Source organism: Arthrobacter sp. D5-1, assembly GCF_017357425.1.
Lineage (GTDB): Bacteria > Actinomycetota > Actinomycetes > Actinomycetales > Micrococcaceae > Arthrobacter.
The window spans coordinates 3,959,475-3,977,690 of sequence record NZ_CP014571.1 but is presented as its reverse complement, the minus strand read 5'-3'; the positions used below and the strand labels follow the sequence as shown (position 1 = coordinate 3,977,690).

Here is an 18,216-nt window from a genome sequence, read left to right as displayed (position 1 = left end):
CGCGAGGCGCGTAGAGCGGGCCTGGCAACGCAAACGCCCGACGGCGGTAGTCGCCGTCGGGCGTTTCCGTCCCCCCAAGGGTCGGCTACTTCAGCCGGGCCGCGAGATCTTCCCCAACAGCGAAGGCACGGGTGATCGCGGAACCAAGGGTGGCACCGCCGCCGGGGTAGTTGTTGCGGAAGACCCCGGCCGACACGTTGCCCGCCGCATAAAGTCCCGGAATGGGCTGCTGCCGATGGTCCAGGACGCGACCACTGAAGTCCGTAGCCAACCCGCCCGACGTGCCGAGTACGCCTGCCCGGATGGGAACCGCATAAAACGGAGCCACCAGTAAGGGCGCCAGACAAGGATTGGGGGTGTTTCCGGCATCGCCCAGGAATCGGTCCTGGGCAGTGGCGCCCCTGCCGAATTCCGTGTCCACGCCGAGGACCGCGTCGGCGTTGAACCGGGAAACTGTGGCGTTGAGACCGGCTGGGTTGATGCCCACCTCCTTGGCCAGGAGTTCCAGGCTGGGCGCGGACACCATCCACTCTGCGGGTTCGCCCGGCGAGGAGCCCGCCACCGGGTATTTGGCCACATAGGCGGAATCAAAAACCAACCACGCCGGGTTGTTCTGTTGCCTGCCCGTATGCGGGTTGATCGAGGCGAAGACCCTGCTGGCGTCGTGATAGTTGAGCGCCTCGTTGACGAAACGCTTGCCGTCGCTGTTCACGGTGATGGATCCCGGCAACGTCATCTCCACGTTTCCCATACGCCCCGACTGCTGACCGTCGTACTGATGGGCCGCCGTCGAAATCACCGGAACGCCCCACACTGCCGTCATGTCCTCCACAGCCGCTCCGGCCTTCAGCCCGAGTTCCAAGCCGTCGCCCTCGTTGGACGGGGCGCTGATGGGCGTCACCGGATACGGCAGGAACGCGCTGCGAAGCCGCGGATTCCATTCGAACCCACCAGAGGCAAGCACGACGGCGGTCGCGGCCACGGTCGCGTCGGCAGAAACGCCGCCGAGACTCACCATCCACCCGGCACATGGCGGTGACAATTCCTCCACCGGACTGGACACCACAAGGTGCACGCCCCGGTCCACAGCGCTCGCCACCAGGCTCCCCACCAAGGCGCCGCCCATGGTCCGGATCCCGGTGGACGCCCGGCGTTCCAGCAGCAACGGATCAGCGGCGCGGCCGTTGAGTTCATCGCGTTCGGTCATGGTGAGCAGAGGGAAGTACGACGACGGCCGGATCAGCTCCGAAAGGCCGGGGTAGTCCTGGGGATCAAAAGCGTTGTTGTCCAGGCCGCGGCCACCGTTCGCGGACCCTTTCCAGTCCATGTGGTAATCCGGGCGGGCAATGGGAACCATGGACACTTTGGTGTTCCGGTTCAGGAAGTCCACAGCCCGCGGCGCAGTGGCCACGTACCACTCAATTTCCTGGGCCGTCATCACGTGGCCGGCCGCCTCCGTGAGGTAAGCGACGCCGTCGGCATGGCTGTCCTGGTACCCGGCAGCCTTGGCGAGGTGGTTGTTCGGTGCCCACATCACGCCGCCACCGGCAGCCGTGGTGCCGCCCAGCAGCGGCGCCTTCTCCACCACCAGGACGCTCAGTCCGGCATCGGCAGCACGGACGGCGGCCACCAGCCCGGCGGCGCCGCTGCCCATGATCACGACGTCGTAGCTGGCGTTGAGTTGTTCGGGCGCGGTGAGGATTGAGGTGCTCATGCGACGCTTCCCGCAGGCATCTCGATGACGATCTTGCCGATCTTCCCGGTTCGTCCCTGCATCAATCGGTAGGCCTTCTGGACCTCCGCAAATGCGAAGCGGTGGGTCATGAGGGCGCGTGCCTGTTCAGGGTGACGGGACAGCAGGGCGAGCCCGTCAGGGATGAGGTTGAGGCTCATCCGGCTGCCCATGAGATCCAGTTCCTTGTAGGGGATGTCCTTCATGGAGACGTTGGCTTGCCGCGGCGAGATGCCCACTTGGACAATCCTGCCGGCGCTGGCAACCAGCCTGATGGCATTCTCCAAGGAGGAAGGAACCCCGGTGGCTTCGATGACCAGTTGCGGACCGTACCCGTCCGTCATGGAGTGAAGGCGTTGTGCTTGGTGTTCATCCGGGAAGTCGCTTCCCGGCCTTACCAGCAGCGTTTCCGCGGCACCGAACCCGACCGCAAGATCCAGCCGGTGCTGCTCGGTATCGGCGCAGATCACCGTGACTCCAAGCTCCGTCAGGTACAGCGTGGCCAGCAATCCGATGGGGCCGCTTCCCAACACCAGCGCGGTGTCGCCGGGCTCGGGCCGACCGCGGTTGACGGCCTGCATGGCGATGGATGCGGGTTCGCCCATGGCGGCGATGTCCAGCGGGAGATCGTCGGGAACGGGGCACAGCTTCTCCACCGGGACGCTGATCAGTTCTGTCAGTGCCCCATCCGAGTAGCAGCCCAGGCAGCCCACGTTCTGGCAGACGTTGTACCGGCCGGTGAGGCACGGGCGGCACTCGCCGCAGTAGATGATGGGGTTGACGGCAACGCGGTCGCCGATGCTGATCTCCTGGACTGTGTCCCTTCCGGAGCCCCCGGCGCCGGTCTTCGCAGGCGCGAGGGCCTCCACGATGCCGGAGAACTCATGGCCTTGGACCAGGGGGAGCTCCGTGGGATAGTCGTCCTCCCAGATATGGAGGTCGGTGCCGCAGAGGGTGACGTTGTGGACCCGGACGAGGGCGTGGCCCGGTTCAAGGACGGGCTCAGGAGAATCCCGAAAAGCAATGGTCTCTTTGGAGACGGTGATCGCGGACAGCACTGGGGGACCTCAGTTCTGCGCGGGGGTCTGCGCGGCTGGCTGCCCGGCTGCGGGCTGCGCGGCGGTCTGCGCGGCTGCCGGCTGCGCAGCATCAGCGCCGAAGAAGATGTTCCACTGCCGCACGGTCCGTTCCTCAATGAGCCCTGCTTGATGGAACGGGTCCTGGTCCATAAGGGCTTCGACGTCGGCTTTGGTGTCACCGTCGATGATCAGCAGCGCGCCTGGTGATTCCTCCGGACCGAAAGGGCCGCTCTTGAGGAGGCGACCGCCGTCGAACTGGGCTTTGAGGAACTCCACGTGAGCGGGCCGGACTGTATCCCGGCCGGCAGACGTCGAGTCGGAGTAGGCGTATGTAACGGCAAACGTGGCCATGAGGGTGTCCTCTTCATTGAGTGAGTGGGGCTTTTCTCAATGCTGGGCAACGCATTAGCTCTTGTCCAATACTTAGTTGGTCTCTCACCATGTGCAGAAAACACATAGTGGGCTAGTCCCCAGGTGTTGGCAGCACCTCCTCAGCCAGTTGGATTGCCGCCCGAACGGCCGGAGACATGGAGCCAGGGTTCCAGGCGAGTCCGGAAAACAGGAGGACGTCGTCGCCTTGAAGCGGCAGGAAGACGATGCCCGCAGGCATGATCCCCTCAATGGACCCGGGCATCAGGCTGATGCCCACGCCACCGGCCACCAAGGACAGTGCCGTGTAGGGGTCGGAGACCTCCTGGGCGATCCTGGGGCGGAAACCGGCGGCAGCACACGCCGCGAAGGTGACCTCACGCAGCGTGGACCCTTGGGCGGCAGGCATGGTGATGAACGGATCATTGGCCAGCTCGGCCATTTCCACGGAGGCCTGTCCGGCAAGGGGGTGGTCTGCCGGCAGGGTAACCCCCAGGCGCTCAATGGCAATCCGGCGGGTGGCCAGCGACGGAGCGTCGATGGGTAGGCCGATAAAGGCCAGGTCCAGTGCACCGTTGCCCAGTTGGTGAAGTGCTTCCTGGGTCAGCAAGCCTCCCCGCAGCGTCACGTCGAGTTGCGGGTAGCGCTGGCGCAGGGCCCGTGTCAGTGGGGGAAGCGTGGCATGGTTCAGCGCACCCGAGAAGCCGATGGCGATTTTGCCATAGACGGTCCCCGTTCCGGCGCTGACAGCCCTGCGTGCCAGGTCCACTTCGTCCAGGATCCGGCGTGCGTGCGGCAACAGGGAATGCCCGGCCGGAGTCAGCGTGACGGACCGGGTGTTGCGGACAAAGAGCGGTGCGCCCAAGCCCTTTTCGAGCTTCTTGATGGTTTGGCTCAACGGCGACTGGGCCATGCGGAGCCGTTCTGCCGCCCTGCCGAAGTGCAATTCCTCTGCTACTGCCAGGAAGGCCTCGATTTGCCGCAGTTCCACGTTGCCTCCCGGATTCTCGCGCTTCAGTGCAAGGCTATATTGGGTTTGCGGTCCGCGATGCAGCCGACCGGAAAAGCACTACGGAGGCATCATGGCCAACTCGGCGTCGGGGGAGTCCGTGATCGAACGCGTCGTGAAGATCATGGACGCGTTTTCCAAAGGCCAGCCGTGGCTTCCCCTGAAGGACATGGTCCGGATTACCGGCATGTCCCGCAGCACGGTGCATCGCCTGGCCATGGACCTGGCGGCCAACGGACTCCTGGAGCGCAACGCGGCCGGCGAGTTCGGCGTCGGAATGAAGATGTGGGAACTGGCCTCCCGCAGTAATCCCCTGGAGGAATTCCGACGTCGCGGTTTGCCGTTCCTGGAAGGTGTGCACGCGGCGGTGCGGGAACACGTTGCCCTGTCCATTCCGGATGTGGAAACCAACAGTGTTCTTTACCTCGAACGCCTGGACCGGCATGGAACGGTCATGAACCTGGCGGAGGTTGCCGGCCGTCTGGACATCCACACGACGTCGTCGGGAATGGCCATGATGGCGCACATGCCGGGCTGGGTTCAGGACCGATTCCTGGCAGGAAAGCTGGAGAAGACCACGCAGGCAACGGAGGTGGACCCTGCCAGGATCAGGAGCCACCTCGCCCAGATCCGTGAGCGTGGCTATGCCCGTTTGGTGGGTGTCCTGGTGGAGGAAAACACGGCCTATTCCGTGCCGGTGTTTGGCCAGGGCCAAGCCGTCATAGGTGCCATTTCCGTCGTCGTGCCCTCTGTGGACGAAGACGCCGGGCTGATACTCCCGGTCCTGGTGGCCGCAGGCCGCGGCTTGTCCCGGACCATGGGTGCTGAACGCCGGCCTTATGGCTCCCGTCCGTGGTTGTCCCACCTGGAGCCCTGACGGGTCAGATAAGAGACGTATCCCGTTCAACGGGAAGTTGTGCCGCTGCGTGTGACCTGGGTCCTACAGTCGATTCCAGAGGAACAATCGCCTGTGATCTGGAGCACAGCTACGGGAGTCGTTATCAACGGCTACCGGGCGGGCTGCACAACAAAGCAGCAGCCGGCGGTTTGTACCTCGTCCAATTCTTTGCCGGGCAAGGCACCATGGCGGTGCCACTTCCCGCGGCACTCAATGAGGAGACAGTATGGGACACGTGCAGCAGCACTCGCCCTCGGACGCCAACAATGCGGCCTCGCCGCTTGGAACAGAACCGGTTGGAACAGAGCCGGTTGAACACGTCAAAATGCCCAAGAAGGCGGCACTCGCCTCCTTCCTCGGATCCACCTTGGAGTACTACGACTTCTTCATCTACGGCACTGCCGCCGCCCTGATCTTCCCCAAGATCTTCTTCCCCGGCGGCGACCCCGTAGTGGCATTGCTCGGAGCGATGGCGACGTTCGGCGTGGGCTACCTTGCCCGGCCACTCGGCGGATTGGTGATGAGCCACTACGGTGACAAGATCGGCCGCAAGCAGGCACTGATGGTCACGCTGGTGATCATGGGCGTTGCCTCCATCGGCATCGGATTCCTGCCCACATATGGACAAATCGGCTACTGGGCAACGGCGTTGTTGCTGGTGGGCCGTCTGGCCCAGGGCTTCTCTGCCGGCGCTGAAGCCGCAGGTGCCTCGACCCTCACAATGGAACACTCACCCGAAGGCCGTCGCGCGTTCTTCACCAGCTTCGTGATGACCGGATATGCCTCTGGAATGGTGCTGTCCACGGTCGTCTTTATCCCCTTGGCAGCCCTGCCCGAAGAGCATCTGCTCAGCTGGGGCTGGCGCGTGCCGTTCTGGCTCTCGGTAGTAGTGCTTGCGGTGGCCTACTGGATCCGGACCCGCTTGGATGAGCCCCCGGTGTTCGAGGAAATCGTGGAGCATGACAAGCCCAAGGCCATTCCCGCCGTCGCGGTCATGAAAACCCAGTGGCGCGACGTCCTGCGCGTTGGCGTGGTGATGCTGTTCTCCGTCATGCAGACCACCTTCACCGTGTACGCCCTGGCCTACGCCACCGGCCCCGCCGTGGGGATCGACCGCACCCTCATGCTCACCGTGAACGCCGTGACCATCGGCCTGTCCATGGTGACCATCCCCATCTCGGCCGTGATCTCGGACCGCGTTGGCCGCAAGAAGGTCCTCCTGGTGGGTGCCCTTGGCTGCGCTTTGACCACCATCGGCTATTTCTGGGCCATCAGCGAGCAGAACATCGCCCTGATCTTCCTGTTCGGTTTCCTGAACATGACGGTCTTCTACTCCTGCTGGAACGGCGTGTGGACGGTGTTCTTCCCTGAGATGTTCCCCGCAGCAGTCCGCTACTCCGGCATGGCGATCGGCAGCCAGATCGGCTTGATCCTGGCTGGCTTCGCACCGGCCATCGCAACCCTCTTGGCCCAGCCCGGACCGAACGGGTGGTGGCCGGTAGCGGGCTTCACCATCCTGTGCCTGGTGGCTTCGGGCATCGCCATCATGACGGCCCGGGAAACGTACAACGTCCCGCTCGAAGACCTTGGCAAACCGCGCACTTCCCTCAAGTAGCAAACAGCACGCACGACGCCGGGCGGCAGCTTCCGCCGCCCGGCGCGGTCCCTTCCACGTCAGAACCACAGCAAACGACTCATTTGCCCCGAAAGTTGGATTACCCGATGACTTCGTCAGCAACCGCACCCCGCATCTTCCGTGTTGGAATCGCGGGTTGCGGCGCCATTTCCCGCAACCACCTGGAAGCTTTCCTTGCATTGGACAACGTCCGGGTGGTGGGCGTCTGCGATGTGGATCCGGACCGGGCCTCAGCAACAGCCAAGACCTGGGGAGTCCCGAACGCGGTCACCAGCGTGGACGAGCTCCTCGCCCTGGACCTGGACATCGTTTCCGTCTGTACGCCGCATCCCACCCACGAGGACGTGGTGCTGAGGGCAGCCGCAGCCGGGATCAACGTTCTCTGCGAGAAACCCATAGCTACCAGACTGGAGTCCGCTGAGCGCATGGTGTCAGCCTGTGAAGACGCCGGAGTCCAGCTGGGGGTCCTTTTCCAGCGCCGCTTCTGGCCGGCGTCGCAGAAGATCCGCACCGCGATCGACGATGGCACGCTGGGCAAGGCGATCATGGCCCAGTGCTCGGTCATGCTGCACCGCGACCCGGACTACTACAACCGCGACACCTGGCGTGGCACGTGGGAGAACGACGGCGGCGGGGTGCTGATGTCCCAGGCCGTGCACCAGATCGACCTCCTCCAGTGGTACCTGGGGGACGTGGCCGAGGTTTACGGAAAGGTCAACACCTACCGCCACGGCGATTACATAGAGGTAGAAGATTCCGCAACGGCGGTGATCACCTTCACCTCCGGAGCCATGGCAACGCTGGAGGCCTCCACCGCGGTATCGCCCAACCTTGGAATCCAGCTCCGCATTACCGGCGAAACGGGCGCCTCGGCTTCCCTGACGGAGTTCCCGGAAGGCAGCGATGGTCGACTCGACCTGTGGGCGGTGGGTGAGCGAATCGTCGTCGAGCCTGTCCATCCTGAAGGCGTTGAACCGAACGTCGACCTGTCCGTCATCAACGGCCAGCTGATCCCGTTCCACAAACTGCAGGTGAAGGACTTCGTGCAGGCGCTGGAAACCGGCGCCGAACCGGCCATCACGGGCAAAGACGCGCTGAAATCCTTGCGGATCCTGCTGGCAGTCTACGAGTCCTCACGCACCGGCCAACCCGTCCGCTTCGCCGCAGTACAGCCTACCCACGCAGCCATTCCAGAGCTGCGCGGACGTGAAAAGGTGGCTCGCTGACCATGGTTTCCACCACGCCCTCAGCGGGCACGCCGCTGACCCTGGGCCGCAACGGCCGCACCCCCAAGACACTCCGCAACCGCCTCGCGTCGGCCCCCATGGAACGCAATTACGGCACCACGGATGGGCACATCACCGAGCAATACATTGACTACCTCGTGACCCGCGCCAAGGCCGGCCTTGGCATGGTGACCACCGAAGCGACGTTTGTCCGCGCCGACGGCAAGGGCCGCACGCACCAACTCGGCCTGCACACGGACCACATGATCCCCGGGCTCCGCCGCCTCACCGACGCCCTGCACGCCGAAGGTGCGCTGGCCGCCGTCGAACTTAATCACGGTGGCCGCACCGCGCAGTCCGCCGTTTCCGGGTTCAAGAACCTCGCGCCGTCGCCGGTTCCCTGCTCGACGGCGGGTGGCGAGGTTCCGCGGGAACTCACCGCCGCCGAGTGTTATGAACTCGTGGCTGCCTACGCTGCTGCGGCGAAGCGCGCGGTGGCTGCCGGGTTCGATGTCATCAACCTCCACGGCGCGCACGGGTACCTGATCCACCAATTCATGTCGCCCATTTCCAATCACCGTAAGGACGAGTTCGCGGCCCCGGAGTTCTTCATGAACCTGGTCATCGATGCCGTTCGCGAAGCAGTGCCGGACACGATCGTGGGCATGCGCGTTTCCGTGCTGGAAGGTCCAGCCGATGGCATCAGCGCAGAACAGCAAGTGGCCATCATCGGGAAAGCCCATCTTGACAAGCTCGACTTCCTGGACCTTTCCGCAGGCAGCTACGACGCCGGCGAATGGATTGTGCAGTCGGGGGAGTGGAAGCCCGGAATCTTGTCCGACTACGCCCAGGCCTACCGCCAGTTCGGTCTCCCTTTGGGCATGGCCGGACGACTCAACAGCCCGGAAATCATTGAAGAAGTCCTCGCAAGCGGCACCTGCGATTTCGTGAGCCTGGCGCGCGCCATCCACGCGGATCCTGCTTTTGTGGGCGGCGTGCTGCGCGGCGAACGCTACCGGCCGTGCATCGCCTGCAACGTCTGCATTGATAACTTAGGGCTCGGCCAAGTCACCTGCACGGTCAATCCTGCCGTGGGTCGTTCGCGTGTTCCCGTTTCAACCCCGGCCGTCCGCTCCGCCTCGCGAGTGCTGGTGGTGGGTGCCGGTCCCGCCGGGCTTACCGCTGCCCGCGAACTCGCCGAAGCGGGCGCCCTTGTGACCTTGGTGGACGACGGCGCACGGCCCGGCGGGCAGTTCGCGCTCGCCGAGCGCATGAGGTCCACGCCGGACTTCCACCGTTTCGCCGACTGGTCAGCCTCGGAGAACGAGCGCCTCGGCGTGGAGGTCCGCTTGGGTACCCACGCTGACACGTCCGACGTCGGTGGGTTGGTCCGCGATTTCGGCGCCGACGCAGTTGTCATCGCTACTGGTGGTCGTCGGCCTGAGGCAGGGTTTGTTGGCGGCGGCTTGCCTCTCGTCTCCGATATCCGTGACTGGCTCGCTGCCCACCCGGAGATTCTGGACGGTTCTGCGGAGGTCTTTCCGGAAGCCGTGACCATCTGGGGCGCTGATTCCGTGGCCATGAGCGTGGCCGACACCCTGGCGGCCCTCGGAACTTCCGTGCTGGTGGTCGGACCGCAGGAAGCGCTGGCCCCGGAATCCGGACGTCGCGCCAAGATCCTGGCCGTGCCGCGCCTTGAAGCCAACCCGAAAGTGCGGATCTTCCTGGCCAGCACCATCGAGGAGTTTGACGGCAGCCGCGTACGGATCAGCCGGGCGGGTGTTCAGGACGAGTGGATTGAAGCCCCGGGGGAACTGCTGGTCTCGAGTTCGGTCCTGCCCTTGGACGGTCCCCTCACTCTGGAGCAACGGGAAGCTGGGCTCAGCCTGTCCGCTTCCGTTCCCGTCGCAGTGGCCGGAACGGTCGTAGATAAGACGCCAGCCATCGTGTCCAACGCGGTCAAGAGCGGCTACGACGCAGCCCAACGAATTGCCGCTGCCCTGACTGCGAGTGATGACACTGATGGTGCCGGGCTCGCTGGAAACGTGCCGGATCGCCGTAGCTTTTCGGCGATCTCGCAGCTGACCGGCGATCCCGCTTCTCCCGGTGCCTCTGCCCCCGTCGCCAATCCACCCCTCGGCACGCCAGTGCGTCGGCTCGGACTTGCACAGCTCTCCCTTGTGGGAACCGCACCCCCGGACCTGGTAAGCATCGCCGCTGAGGCCGGCTTCGACTTCATCGGAGCACGCGTACGTCCAGTGACACCCACGGAGCGCCCGTACAACCTCCAGCCCGGCTCGCCCATGCTTCGCGAAACCTTGGTTCGAATGGCCGACACGGGAATCACCGTTGAAGACATCGAGTTCCTGCTTCTGGACGGAACCGGCCTGCAGAATGGCGCCGATCAACGCGAAGCCTGGCTGCGGATGATGGAGGCGGGTCAAGCTCTGGGAGCGTCCACGCTGACAGTTGCGTGTGCGGATCAGGACCTGGACCGTTTCGGGGATCATCTGGCGCAGATGACCCAGGACGGCAAAGCCTACGGAATCGTCCCCACGTTGGAACCCATCGCATATCAGACCGTCCGTTCGATCCCGCAGGCCGTTGAACTCGCGGACCGGGCAGGCTGCAAGATCGTGGTGGATGCACTCCACGTCAACCGCTTCGGCGGCACATGGGCCCAACTCGAAGACGCCGCGGGCCTGGTCCCCATGATCCAGCTCTGCGACGGTCCGTCCATCCCGCCGCCCGGCAGGGAAGGACTGATCCTTGAGTCACGCTCGGAACGGGGTGTGCCGGGTGAAGGCCAATTCGACCTTCCAGCCATGCTCGCGTCGTTCCCCGCCGACACCCCCGTCAGCGTCGAAACCCCTTCCGGAAGCAGAGTGGCCGTCATGGGCGAACTCGCATGGGCCAAACAGCTGAAGGCAGCAGCCAACTCAGTCCTCACCACCCCCGTATTTACCTGGAGCACCACGTGAACAACACCCCATCCCTCCCCACCCTTGACTGCGATGTCCTCGTCATCGGCTCAGGAGCCGGAGGCCTCGCTGCGGCAGTGACAGCGGCCTACCACGGGCTGAAAGTCATCGTCGTGGAAAAGTCCGGAGTCTGCGGCGGCGCAACCTCGTGGTCCGGCGGCTGGGCGTGGGCTCCCGGTAACCCACTGGCGAAAGCCGGGGGCGTCAACGAAGACAAGGAGACATTCCGGGCTTATCTCCGTGCCGTCCTCGGCGACGACTATCGGGAGCAGAACGTAGAGGCCTTCCTCGAGGCTGCCCCACACATGGTGGGCTTCTTCCAGGAAAAGACGTCACTGCAATTCGTTCCGGGCAGCAAGATCAACGACATCTACGGCAAGCTCCCAGGCGCCGGCAAAGGCAACCGCTCTGTAGGGCCCAAACCCCTTAATGCCCGGACCATCAAGCCGGCCCTTCGTCACAAGATGCGCCATCAGCTGTACGAGACGTCCTTCCTCGGCATGGGCATCATGGCAGGGCCGGACCTCAGCAAGTTCCTCTCAGCGTCACAGGGCAACCTCAAAGGGATCTTCCACGCGGGGTGGCGTTTCGGCTTCCACCTCCTGGACCTGCTGACCCACCGCCGCAACATGCAGTTGGTCAACGGCACAGCGCTCACCGGCAGGCTTATGAAGTCCGCGGATGACCTGGGCGTCGACATCCGCGTCTCTACCCCTGCCACAGCGTTGCTCAGCGACGACGACGGCAAGGTGACCGGCGCCGTCGTGCGTTCTCCGGAAGGCGGGCTGCAGATCAACGCTGGCCGCGGCGTCGTGCTGGCCACCGGCGGTTTCCCCAACGATGTCCAGCGTCGCAAGGAGCTGTTTCCCAAGACTCCCACCGGACGGGAGCACTGGACACTTTCACCGCGCGAGACGGCCGGCGACGGCATCAACCTGGCCCAATCCGTCGGTGCGCGCTTCAAGACGGATGTGAAGTCGCCGGCCGCATGGTGCCCGGTGTCGCTGGTGCCATACCGCAACGGCCGGACTGGGGTGTTCCCGCACATCATGGACCGAGCCAAGCCCGGCAGCATCGGTGTCCGTTCGGATGGGAAGCGGTTCGTGAACGAGGCCAACGGTTACTACGACTACGTTGACGCACTCATCGCAGCGACCCCGGAAGGGGAGACCGTGGAGTCGTGGCAGATCGCGGACAGCCGGTTTGTGCGTAAATTCCCGCTCGGAATGGCCAAACCGCTGCCCGTGCCGTTGTTTCCCTATCTGCGTTCCGCATACCTCCTCAAGGGCCGGACGCTGGAAGAACTTGCCACGAAATGCGGCATCGACCCCGCAGAGTTGCGCCGCACTGTGGCGAGGTTCAACGCCAACGCCCGTGACGGCGTAGATCCCGACTTCGGACGCGGCGAGACGGCCTTCAACCGCTACGGCGGCGATCCTACCAACCAGCCGAACCCGTCATTGGGGCCCATCGAGAAGGGGCCGTTCTACGCGGTGCGTGTGGTGCCGGGCAGCTTCGGCACGTTTGCGGGGGTCGACACGGATGGCCGGTCCAGGGCCCTCAATGACGACGGCGTCCCCATCGAGGGCCTGTACGTCGCCGGCAACGACCAAGCCAACGTCATGGGCGGGCATTACCCGGCGGGCGGCATCAACCTGGGCCCGGCGCTGACGTTCGGGTACATCGCGGGCCGTCACCTCGCCGGCGTGGACAGCTACGAGGACGACGGCACGCGCGCTGACGCGGAGATCTCTCACTAGCCCGGAACTGCCGGCAACGCAGGGCTCCAGCTACCGTCCCGTCAACCGCGGAACCGCGGGCACCGTGGTGACGGGTGCCGGAGCCGGTGGGGGAGCAGGTGCTGCGAAGGGTCCGCTGGGGTAAAGGGCAGTGGCTTCCACCATGTAGTTGGCCCATTGGGGTCCAGCGATCATGTAGCCGTCCAGGGATTTGTAGAACTTTCCGTTGATGGTGACGTTCTGCCCGGCCCGCTGCTGTCCAGCCGTCGTATCGCCGAAGAACGACGCCGTGGAAAGAGAGGTGGTGTAGCCGGCCACCCACGTGGCCCCGTTGTTGTTGGACGTGCCGGTCTTGGCAGCCACGGGAACCTTGGTGTGGACCTTGGGCTCGATCCACACACCGGAGCCCATCTTGAGTACATCCTGCAGGACGGCATTAACACCACGGGCCACCGCTGGTTTCACCGCCTCCCGGCATTGGGGTGTTTGGGCTTCGAACTGGCGGCCCTGGGCATCGCTGATCTCAGTAATCGCGATGGGGGCGCAGTACGTGCCGTCATTGGCGAAGGTTGCGTAGGCGCTCGCCAGGACCAGTGGCGCAACGCCGATGGAGCCAAGCAGATTGCCGATCTGGTGCATGTTCACCGGAGCGTTGTCGAGCCCGCTGTGCAGGCCCACCGTATCCACCATTTTCTGGATGCCGCAGAAATCCAACTGGGCTGCGGTAGCGAAAGTGGCCGTGTTGATGGAGTTGTAGAGGCCGTAGTTGATAGGCATGGCGCGGTAATAGCCCGGATCGTTGTTTTGCAGGTCGTCGTCGGCCCCCAGGTTCTGTGCCTTCTGGGCGGAGCTGTAGCCGCCCAACACCCTTCCGCAGCTGGAACGCCACGGGAACCCCACGGGGTAGACCCTGCGTGAGGCGTCAACCACGGCGGTGGGGTGCTTGCCTTGGTTGAGCCACTCGGCGTAAATGAACGGTTTCATGGTGGACCCCGGCTGGAACCCGCCGGCGCCGTTGAGGTCGTATCCGTTCTCGTCCTTGGCGTCCACGTTGAAGTTCAGCTGGGTATCGTATTTTCCTTCCTGCGGCACGAAGACCGTGTTTTGGGCCATCGACAGGATCTTTCCGGTGCCGGGCTGCACTGTGGTCATGGCCGCGCCCCACTTGTCCGGGTTGTCCCCGGCCGAGGCGTCCACTTGGGCCTGGGCAACTGCTTGGAGCCTGCTGTCCAAGGTGGTGGTGATAGTGAGGCCGCCCCGGTAGAGCAGGCGTTCGCGCTCGTTAACGGTGGAACCATACGTCTCGTCGTTGAGGATCAGGTGGGAGACGTAGTCACAGAAGTAGGTGGCTATAGCTGCCCCCGCGCACCCCTGCCGGGAAGGCGTGATGTTCAGCCCTATGGGTGTTGCCACTGCCACGCCGTGGTCTACTGCCGTGATCATGCCCTGTTCCAGCATCCGGTCCAGGACGAGGTTGCGCCGGCTCAACGCTGCATCCGGGTCCACGGTGGGGTCGTAAATGCTGGGCCCATTGACCAGGCCGGCAAGGAGCGCGGCCTGTGGAAGGGTCAGGTCCTTCGCGGAGGTGCTGAAGAAGTATCGCGATGCGGCTTCAATGCCGTAGGCGTCCCGGTTGAAGAACACGATGTTCAGGTAGCCCTCAAGGATCTGTTCCTTGTTGAACCGCTTCTCCAGCTCGAGGGCGAGTTTGACCTCACGGAGTTTGTCTCCCATGGTTTTCTGGCCGCTGAGCACCACGTCTTCAGGACGCCCCTCGGACAGCCGCGACTCGTTGAGCACGTTGGTGACGTATTGCTGGGTCAGCGTGGATGCCCCTTGCCGTGTCCCTTTTGTCAGGTTGGAACTCAACGCCCGGATGATGCCTTGCGCGTCTACGCCGGCGTGATCGTAAAAGCGGCTGTCTTCGATGGCCACGATGGCTTCCCGGATGAACGGCGACATCTCCTCCAAGGGAACCTTGACCCGGTTTTCTGCGTAGAACGTGGCGATGTGTTGGCCGTCTGCGGAGACCATAGTGCTGGAAAGGGAGGGGGAATCGACGTTCAGCTCGCTCGGCAGGTCCTCATAGAAGCCGATCGACCCGCCCACGGTGGTGCTGGTGAAGGCCACCACGGGGACCACCAACCCGGAGATCAACACTCCGCAGAGGATACTTACCAGGAAGTAACCGAAGACCCTCAGGAGGACCTTGCCGAGACCGATCTTTGGACCCTTGTTGCGCGCCATTTTCGTGCCATTCCGTCGGGATGTCAGGCTGAAAAGTAGCTACAGAATACGTCCGGCAATGCGGTTGGGAAATGGCTGGGAGCCCAAATAAGGTCGCAAATCGGACTCAATCCAGCGGCAGCGTGACCCTGACGCTGGTGCCCCGCCCGAGTGCGGAGTCGATGTCTACTGTCCCGCCGGCGTCGTGCACTGCGATGGACATCAGCAGCAAGCCAAAACCGTGCCGCCGGCCGCTGGGCGAGGCGTGGATTTCAAAACCGGCGCCGTCGTCCGTGATGGTCAGCTGGATGCCGTGGTAGACGGCGTTGAGGCGGACGGTGAGCTCGCTGGCGCCGGCGTAATTGAGGGTGTTGCTGAAGGTTTCCTGCGCCACGTGATAAAGGAGGGCGGCGGCTTTCGATGAGATCTCGATGCCATGATGCGGGGTGTGCCAGTGCACGGTGACGCCGGTGCGTCGGAGCGGCGCGGCGAGTCGGTCGATGCATCCAGCGACGCCCAGCGCGTAAAAATCCACGGGGTGTTGATCCTGGATGATGCCCTTAACGGCAACTACCTCACTGAGTGCTGATGACTGCTCCATTGCGTCCCCCACATCGATGTCTTTCATACTTGAGATTCGTTGCCGAAACCCCTCGGTATTGGTGTTCCGACTGATTCCAGCGTGGCGCCGCTATATCAAGGAACCTTTTCGTTTGGCTCAAGTTCGCATCAAGTTTGTGGGGGAGGCTTGCAGGAGTCATGCCTCGTGCGTGGTGGGTCGGTTGGAAGCGCCCGACGACGGCAGGCGGGTGCCGTCGTCGGGCGCGGGCTACTATTCCTGACGCAGGGCGGTGACCACCAGCTGGCAGGCGCTGGGGATCGGCTGGATGATGTCGACGGCGGTCACTCCGGCCAGCCGTCGGGCGGTGGCACTGAGCGGGCCCCCGGCGATGATGACGGCCTCGGCACGGTCAGCCTCCGTGGCCGATGCGACCGCCTGGGCCAACTCCTGGAACTGCCATTCAGGGTCTGCGGCCAACGCCAAGGGCTCCGACTGCGTCAGTCGCACGCCAGTGAAGTGCTCCTGGAACCCGTGGTCCGCCACCAGTTTGGCCAAGGCATCCACCAGCAAGGGCGTGCTTGTTGCCATACCGAAGCGCCGGGTCGAACCGTCGGGGCCATGGGCCGCGGCATGGACGGAGCCTTGTCCAATGCCGATCACCGGAATGCCCAGTTCGGCGTCCAACCGGGCCCGCCCCGGATCACCGATCGCCGCGATGATCACCGCGGTGACCCTTTCGCCGTCGGGCCCTGAAAGATAGCCGTGCACTGCCTCGCGGACGTGCACCTCAGACTCCGCCAAGGACACCGGGTCCACGATCATGGACGGTCCGGCGGCTGCCGTGATGCCCACTACGTGGAAGCCCTGTGGTGCCAAGGTCTCCGTGGCCAGGTCCACCATCATGGCGGTGGTGCCACGGTTGGTGTTGGGATTGACCAGCAGAACGGTGGTGGGTTGGAGCTTTCCGTCGGTACCGGCAACGTTAGTGTCCATAGATCGCAGCTTCCTCGTCGCCGCTGGGTTCAGCGTCTTCTTCCAATGGCTTGTTGAAGGTTTCCGGCGGGAATTGGACCACGATGGCCAGAACAATGAACAGCACGGCCAGCGTGGTGAACATGCCGGGCAGCCCGGCGGAGTCGAACACGGCTCCCGAGATGAGCGGGAACAAGCCGCCGGAAAGGGAACCCGCTGCAAGGATGATCGAGGTTCCGAAGCCGCGGGTGCGTGTTGGATACAGCTCCGGCGCGAACAGCCAAATGGTGGTGTTCAGGATGATGACGGAGAAGTTGAACAGAACCCCGAAGATGACAATGAGAACGATGTCGCTGGCCAGGAACGCCATGGACAGCCCGGACAGGCAACCCAGTATCGCTGCGGCGGTCAGGACCTTCTTACGGGGCAACCTGCTTGCAAGGTAGGCGGCGGTACAGGCGCCCAGCAACGAACCGGACTGCATGATCAGGGTGAACCAGAGGCTGGTGTTCACGGCATATCCCCGCGAAACCAGGATGGTTGGCATCAGAGTGAGCATCGAAATCTGGGCGGCATAGGACATGCAGACGGCGATGCACAGCAGGACGGTGCGCTTGAGGAGCTTGCCGCGGAGTGCATCCTTCCAGTGCCCGGAGGACTTGGCCACGACGGGGTCGGGGACTGCGGTGATGTAGGTTTCGGGATCGGTGATGGGGCCGGAGAGTTTGTTGCGTGCCAGCCGGGTGATGACGAGGTTGGCTTCGTCGATCTTTCCCTGCGAGGCCAGGAACCGGGGCGTTTCGGGAACGAAGCGCCGGAAGAACATCACCAGAAGGGCGGGGATGAACAACAGGCCGAACACCCAGCGCCATTTGTCGGGGCCATCGAAGAGCGTGAAGACCAGGATGCCGAATGCCGGGGCCAACATATTGCCCAGACCTGCAGCTGTAACGTTGATGAGTCCTACGGCAGTGCCGCGGTGTTTGGCTGCGAAGAATTCAGCCATCATGATCACGGCAACAGCGATTTCACCGCCGAGCCCGAAGCCTACTACGAAGCGGCCTGCTGCGAGGATGGGGTAGTTGGGAGCCACGGCGCACAGCAATGAGCCACCGGCGAAGATGATGAGGTTGATGACCAGCATGTGCCGCCGGCCGTATTTGTCGACAATGAGGCCCGTTGCCAGCCGTCCGAGTGCGGTTGCCGTAAACGTCATTGTGTTCAGCAAACCGATTTCGGTGGCACCCAATCCCCAGGACTGACGGAGGATGGGGCCGGTAATGCCCACGGCATTTTGTTCGAGGGCGTCGAAGAAGACGCCCAACAGGATCATGAAGACGATCTGGCGGTGGGCGCCGGTCACCCCGATCCGCTGATACGCGCCTTCGATTTGTTTGGCCAGGGATCCGGTCCGCGGTTTTGCAGCCTCCTGGGCAAGGTCTTTTTCCACAGTGCGCTCCTATCTGAGCTCTGAAGGTTCATTCATTGCCACGCGAATGGTTCCGTCATGCGGAATGCGAATATCACATGAGGGAATGTGATGGAGATTACACTTTGGGATACCAAAAGGCCATGGTTGGCGTGTAAACAGAATGTGACCGTGAGCTCAACGCGGAGAGTGGGCCGTGGCTTCCCGAGCTTTTCCAGACGGGTAAGGGTCGGAATACACTCGAAAAAGGTTGATTTTGAGGCTAAAAAGCATCAACAGACGTCAGGAAGCCTCGCTGTCATGACCACGGGGCCTCACCAAGGACCCGCCGAGTATCCGAGCCCCGAACGCAACGTAG

General features: G+C 63.7%; 13 protein-coding genes. 5 read left to right on the top strand and 8 right to left on the bottom strand.

Annotated elements, in window-relative coordinates:
- Window positions 1–85 precede the first annotated feature (85 nt).
- The 4 genes from AYX22_RS18270 to AYX22_RS18255 form a co-directional block, all read right to left on the bottom strand.
- Entirely contained in the window at window positions 86–1,714 is a 1,629-nt protein-coding gene (locus AYX22_RS18270) for an FAD-dependent oxidoreductase (RefSeq protein ID WP_207594756.1), read from the bottom strand.
- The gene (locus AYX22_RS18265; protein WP_207594753.1) at window positions 1,711–2,790 is read right to left on the bottom strand and encodes an alcohol dehydrogenase catalytic domain-containing protein; all 1,080 of its coding nucleotides are present in this window, start codon (window positions 2,788–2,790) and stop codon (window positions 1,711–1,713) included. The genes AYX22_RS18270 and AYX22_RS18265 overlap by 4 nt, the downstream gene beginning before the upstream one ends.
- A 9-nt stretch (window positions 2,791–2,799) precedes the next feature.
- Window positions 2,800–3,162 (bottom strand): YciI family protein, encoded by a 363-nt coding sequence (locus tag AYX22_RS18260; protein WP_207594751.1) that lies wholly within the window; start codon window positions 3,160–3,162, stop codon window positions 2,800–2,802.
- 112 nt (window positions 3,163–3,274) lie between these two features.
- Window positions 3,275–4,171, bottom strand: coding sequence for a LysR family transcriptional regulator (locus tag AYX22_RS18255; RefSeq protein ID WP_207594749.1), 897 nt, complete (start codon window positions 4,169–4,171; stop codon window positions 3,275–3,277).
- 91 nt (window positions 4,172–4,262) lie between these two features.
- Here AYX22_RS18255 and AYX22_RS18250 point away from each other — a divergent pair, with 91 nt between their 5' ends.
- The 5 genes from AYX22_RS18250 to AYX22_RS18225 all read left to right on the top strand — a co-directional run bounded on the left by AYX22_RS18250 (window position 4,263) and on the right by AYX22_RS18225 (window position 12,690).
- Window positions 4,263–5,066 carry an IclR family transcriptional regulator gene (locus tag AYX22_RS18250; RefSeq protein WP_207594747.1) on the top strand — a complete coding sequence of 268 codons (804 nt, stop codon included), beginning with the start codon at window positions 4,263–4,265 and terminating at the stop codon, window positions 5,064–5,066.
- 247 nt (window positions 5,067–5,313) lie between these two features.
- Window positions 5,314–6,702 carry an MFS transporter gene (locus AYX22_RS18245; protein ID WP_207594745.1) on the top strand — a complete coding sequence of 463 codons (1,389 nt, stop codon included), beginning with the start codon at window positions 5,314–5,316 and terminating at the stop codon, window positions 6,700–6,702.
- Window positions 6,703–6,809: 107 nt separating this feature from the next.
- Window positions 6,810–7,949 carry a Gfo/Idh/MocA family oxidoreductase gene (locus AYX22_RS18240; RefSeq protein ID WP_207594743.1) on the top strand — a complete coding sequence of 380 codons (1,140 nt, stop codon included), beginning with the start codon at window positions 6,810–6,812 and terminating at the stop codon, window positions 7,947–7,949.
- A gap of 2 nt (window positions 7,950–7,951) precedes the next feature.
- Window positions 7,952–10,930 (top strand): FAD-dependent oxidoreductase, encoded by a 2,979-nt coding sequence (locus AYX22_RS18235; protein WP_242703399.1) that lies wholly within the window; start codon window positions 7,952–7,954, stop codon window positions 10,928–10,930.
- On the top strand, window positions 10,927–12,690 hold the full coding sequence (locus AYX22_RS18225) for an FAD-dependent oxidoreductase (RefSeq protein WP_242703398.1): 1,764 nt from the start codon (window positions 10,927–10,929) through the stop codon (window positions 12,688–12,690). The genes AYX22_RS18235 and AYX22_RS18225 overlap by 4 nt, the downstream gene beginning before the upstream one ends.
- Window positions 12,691–12,720: 30 nt before the next feature.
- Here AYX22_RS18225 and AYX22_RS18220 read toward each other — a convergent pair whose 3' ends face one another.
- From AYX22_RS18220 to AYX22_RS18205, 4 genes are all read right to left on the bottom strand, one after another.
- Window positions 12,721–14,916 carry a transglycosylase domain-containing protein gene (locus AYX22_RS18220; RefSeq protein ID WP_207594739.1) on the bottom strand — a complete coding sequence of 732 codons (2,196 nt, stop codon included), beginning with the start codon at window positions 14,914–14,916 and terminating at the stop codon, window positions 12,721–12,723.
- 106 nt (window positions 14,917–15,022) lie between these two features.
- A complete protein-coding gene (locus tag AYX22_RS18215) occupies window positions 15,023–15,523 on the bottom strand; it encodes an ATP-binding protein (protein ID WP_242703397.1) in 501 nt (166 codons plus the stop codon).
- A 204-nt stretch (window positions 15,524–15,727) separates the two neighbouring features.
- The gene (locus tag AYX22_RS18210) at window positions 15,728–16,450 is read right to left on the bottom strand and encodes an aspartate/glutamate racemase family protein (protein ID WP_207594737.1); all 723 of its coding nucleotides are present in this window, start codon (window positions 16,448–16,450) and stop codon (window positions 15,728–15,730) included.
- On the bottom strand, window positions 16,440–17,879 hold the full coding sequence (locus tag AYX22_RS18205) for an MFS transporter (RefSeq protein WP_207594735.1): 1,440 nt from the start codon (window positions 17,877–17,879) through the stop codon (window positions 16,440–16,442). The genes AYX22_RS18210 and AYX22_RS18205 overlap by 11 nt, the downstream gene beginning before the upstream one ends.
- Window positions 17,880–18,216 lie beyond the last annotated feature (337 nt).

Excerpts from the sequence above, each read along its gene's own strand:
- AYX22_RS18240 (WP_207594743.1), top strand. The coding sequence starts at position 6,810 with ATGACTTCGTCAGCAACCGCACCCCGCATCTTCCGTGTTGGAATCGCG.
- AYX22_RS18210 (WP_207594737.1), bottom strand. The coding sequence starts at position 16,450 with ATGGACACTAACGTTGCCGGTACCGACGGAAAGCTCCAACCCACCACC.
- AYX22_RS18260 (WP_207594751.1), bottom strand. The coding sequence starts at position 3,162 with ATGGCCACGTTTGCCGTTACATACGCCTACTCCGACTCGACGTCTGCC.
- AYX22_RS18250 (WP_207594747.1), top strand. The coding sequence starts at position 4,263 with ATGGCCAACTCGGCGTCGGGGGAGTCCGTGATCGAACGCGTCGTGAAG.
- AYX22_RS18235 (WP_242703399.1), top strand. The coding sequence starts at position 7,952 with ATGGTTTCCACCACGCCCTCAGCGGGCACGCCGCTGACCCTGGGCCGC.
- AYX22_RS18270 (WP_207594756.1), bottom strand. The coding sequence starts at position 1,714 with ATGAGCACCTCAATCCTCACCGCGCCCGAACAACTCAACGCCAGCTAC.
- AYX22_RS18215 (WP_242703397.1), bottom strand. The coding sequence starts at position 15,523 with ATGAAAGACATCGATGTGGGGGACGCAATGGAGCAGTCATCAGCACTC.
- AYX22_RS18220 (WP_207594739.1), bottom strand. The coding sequence starts at position 14,916 with ATGGCGCGCAACAAGGGTCCAAAGATCGGTCTCGGCAAGGTCCTCCTG.
- AYX22_RS18245 (WP_207594745.1), top strand. The coding sequence starts at position 5,314 with ATGGGACACGTGCAGCAGCACTCGCCCTCGGACGCCAACAATGCGGCC.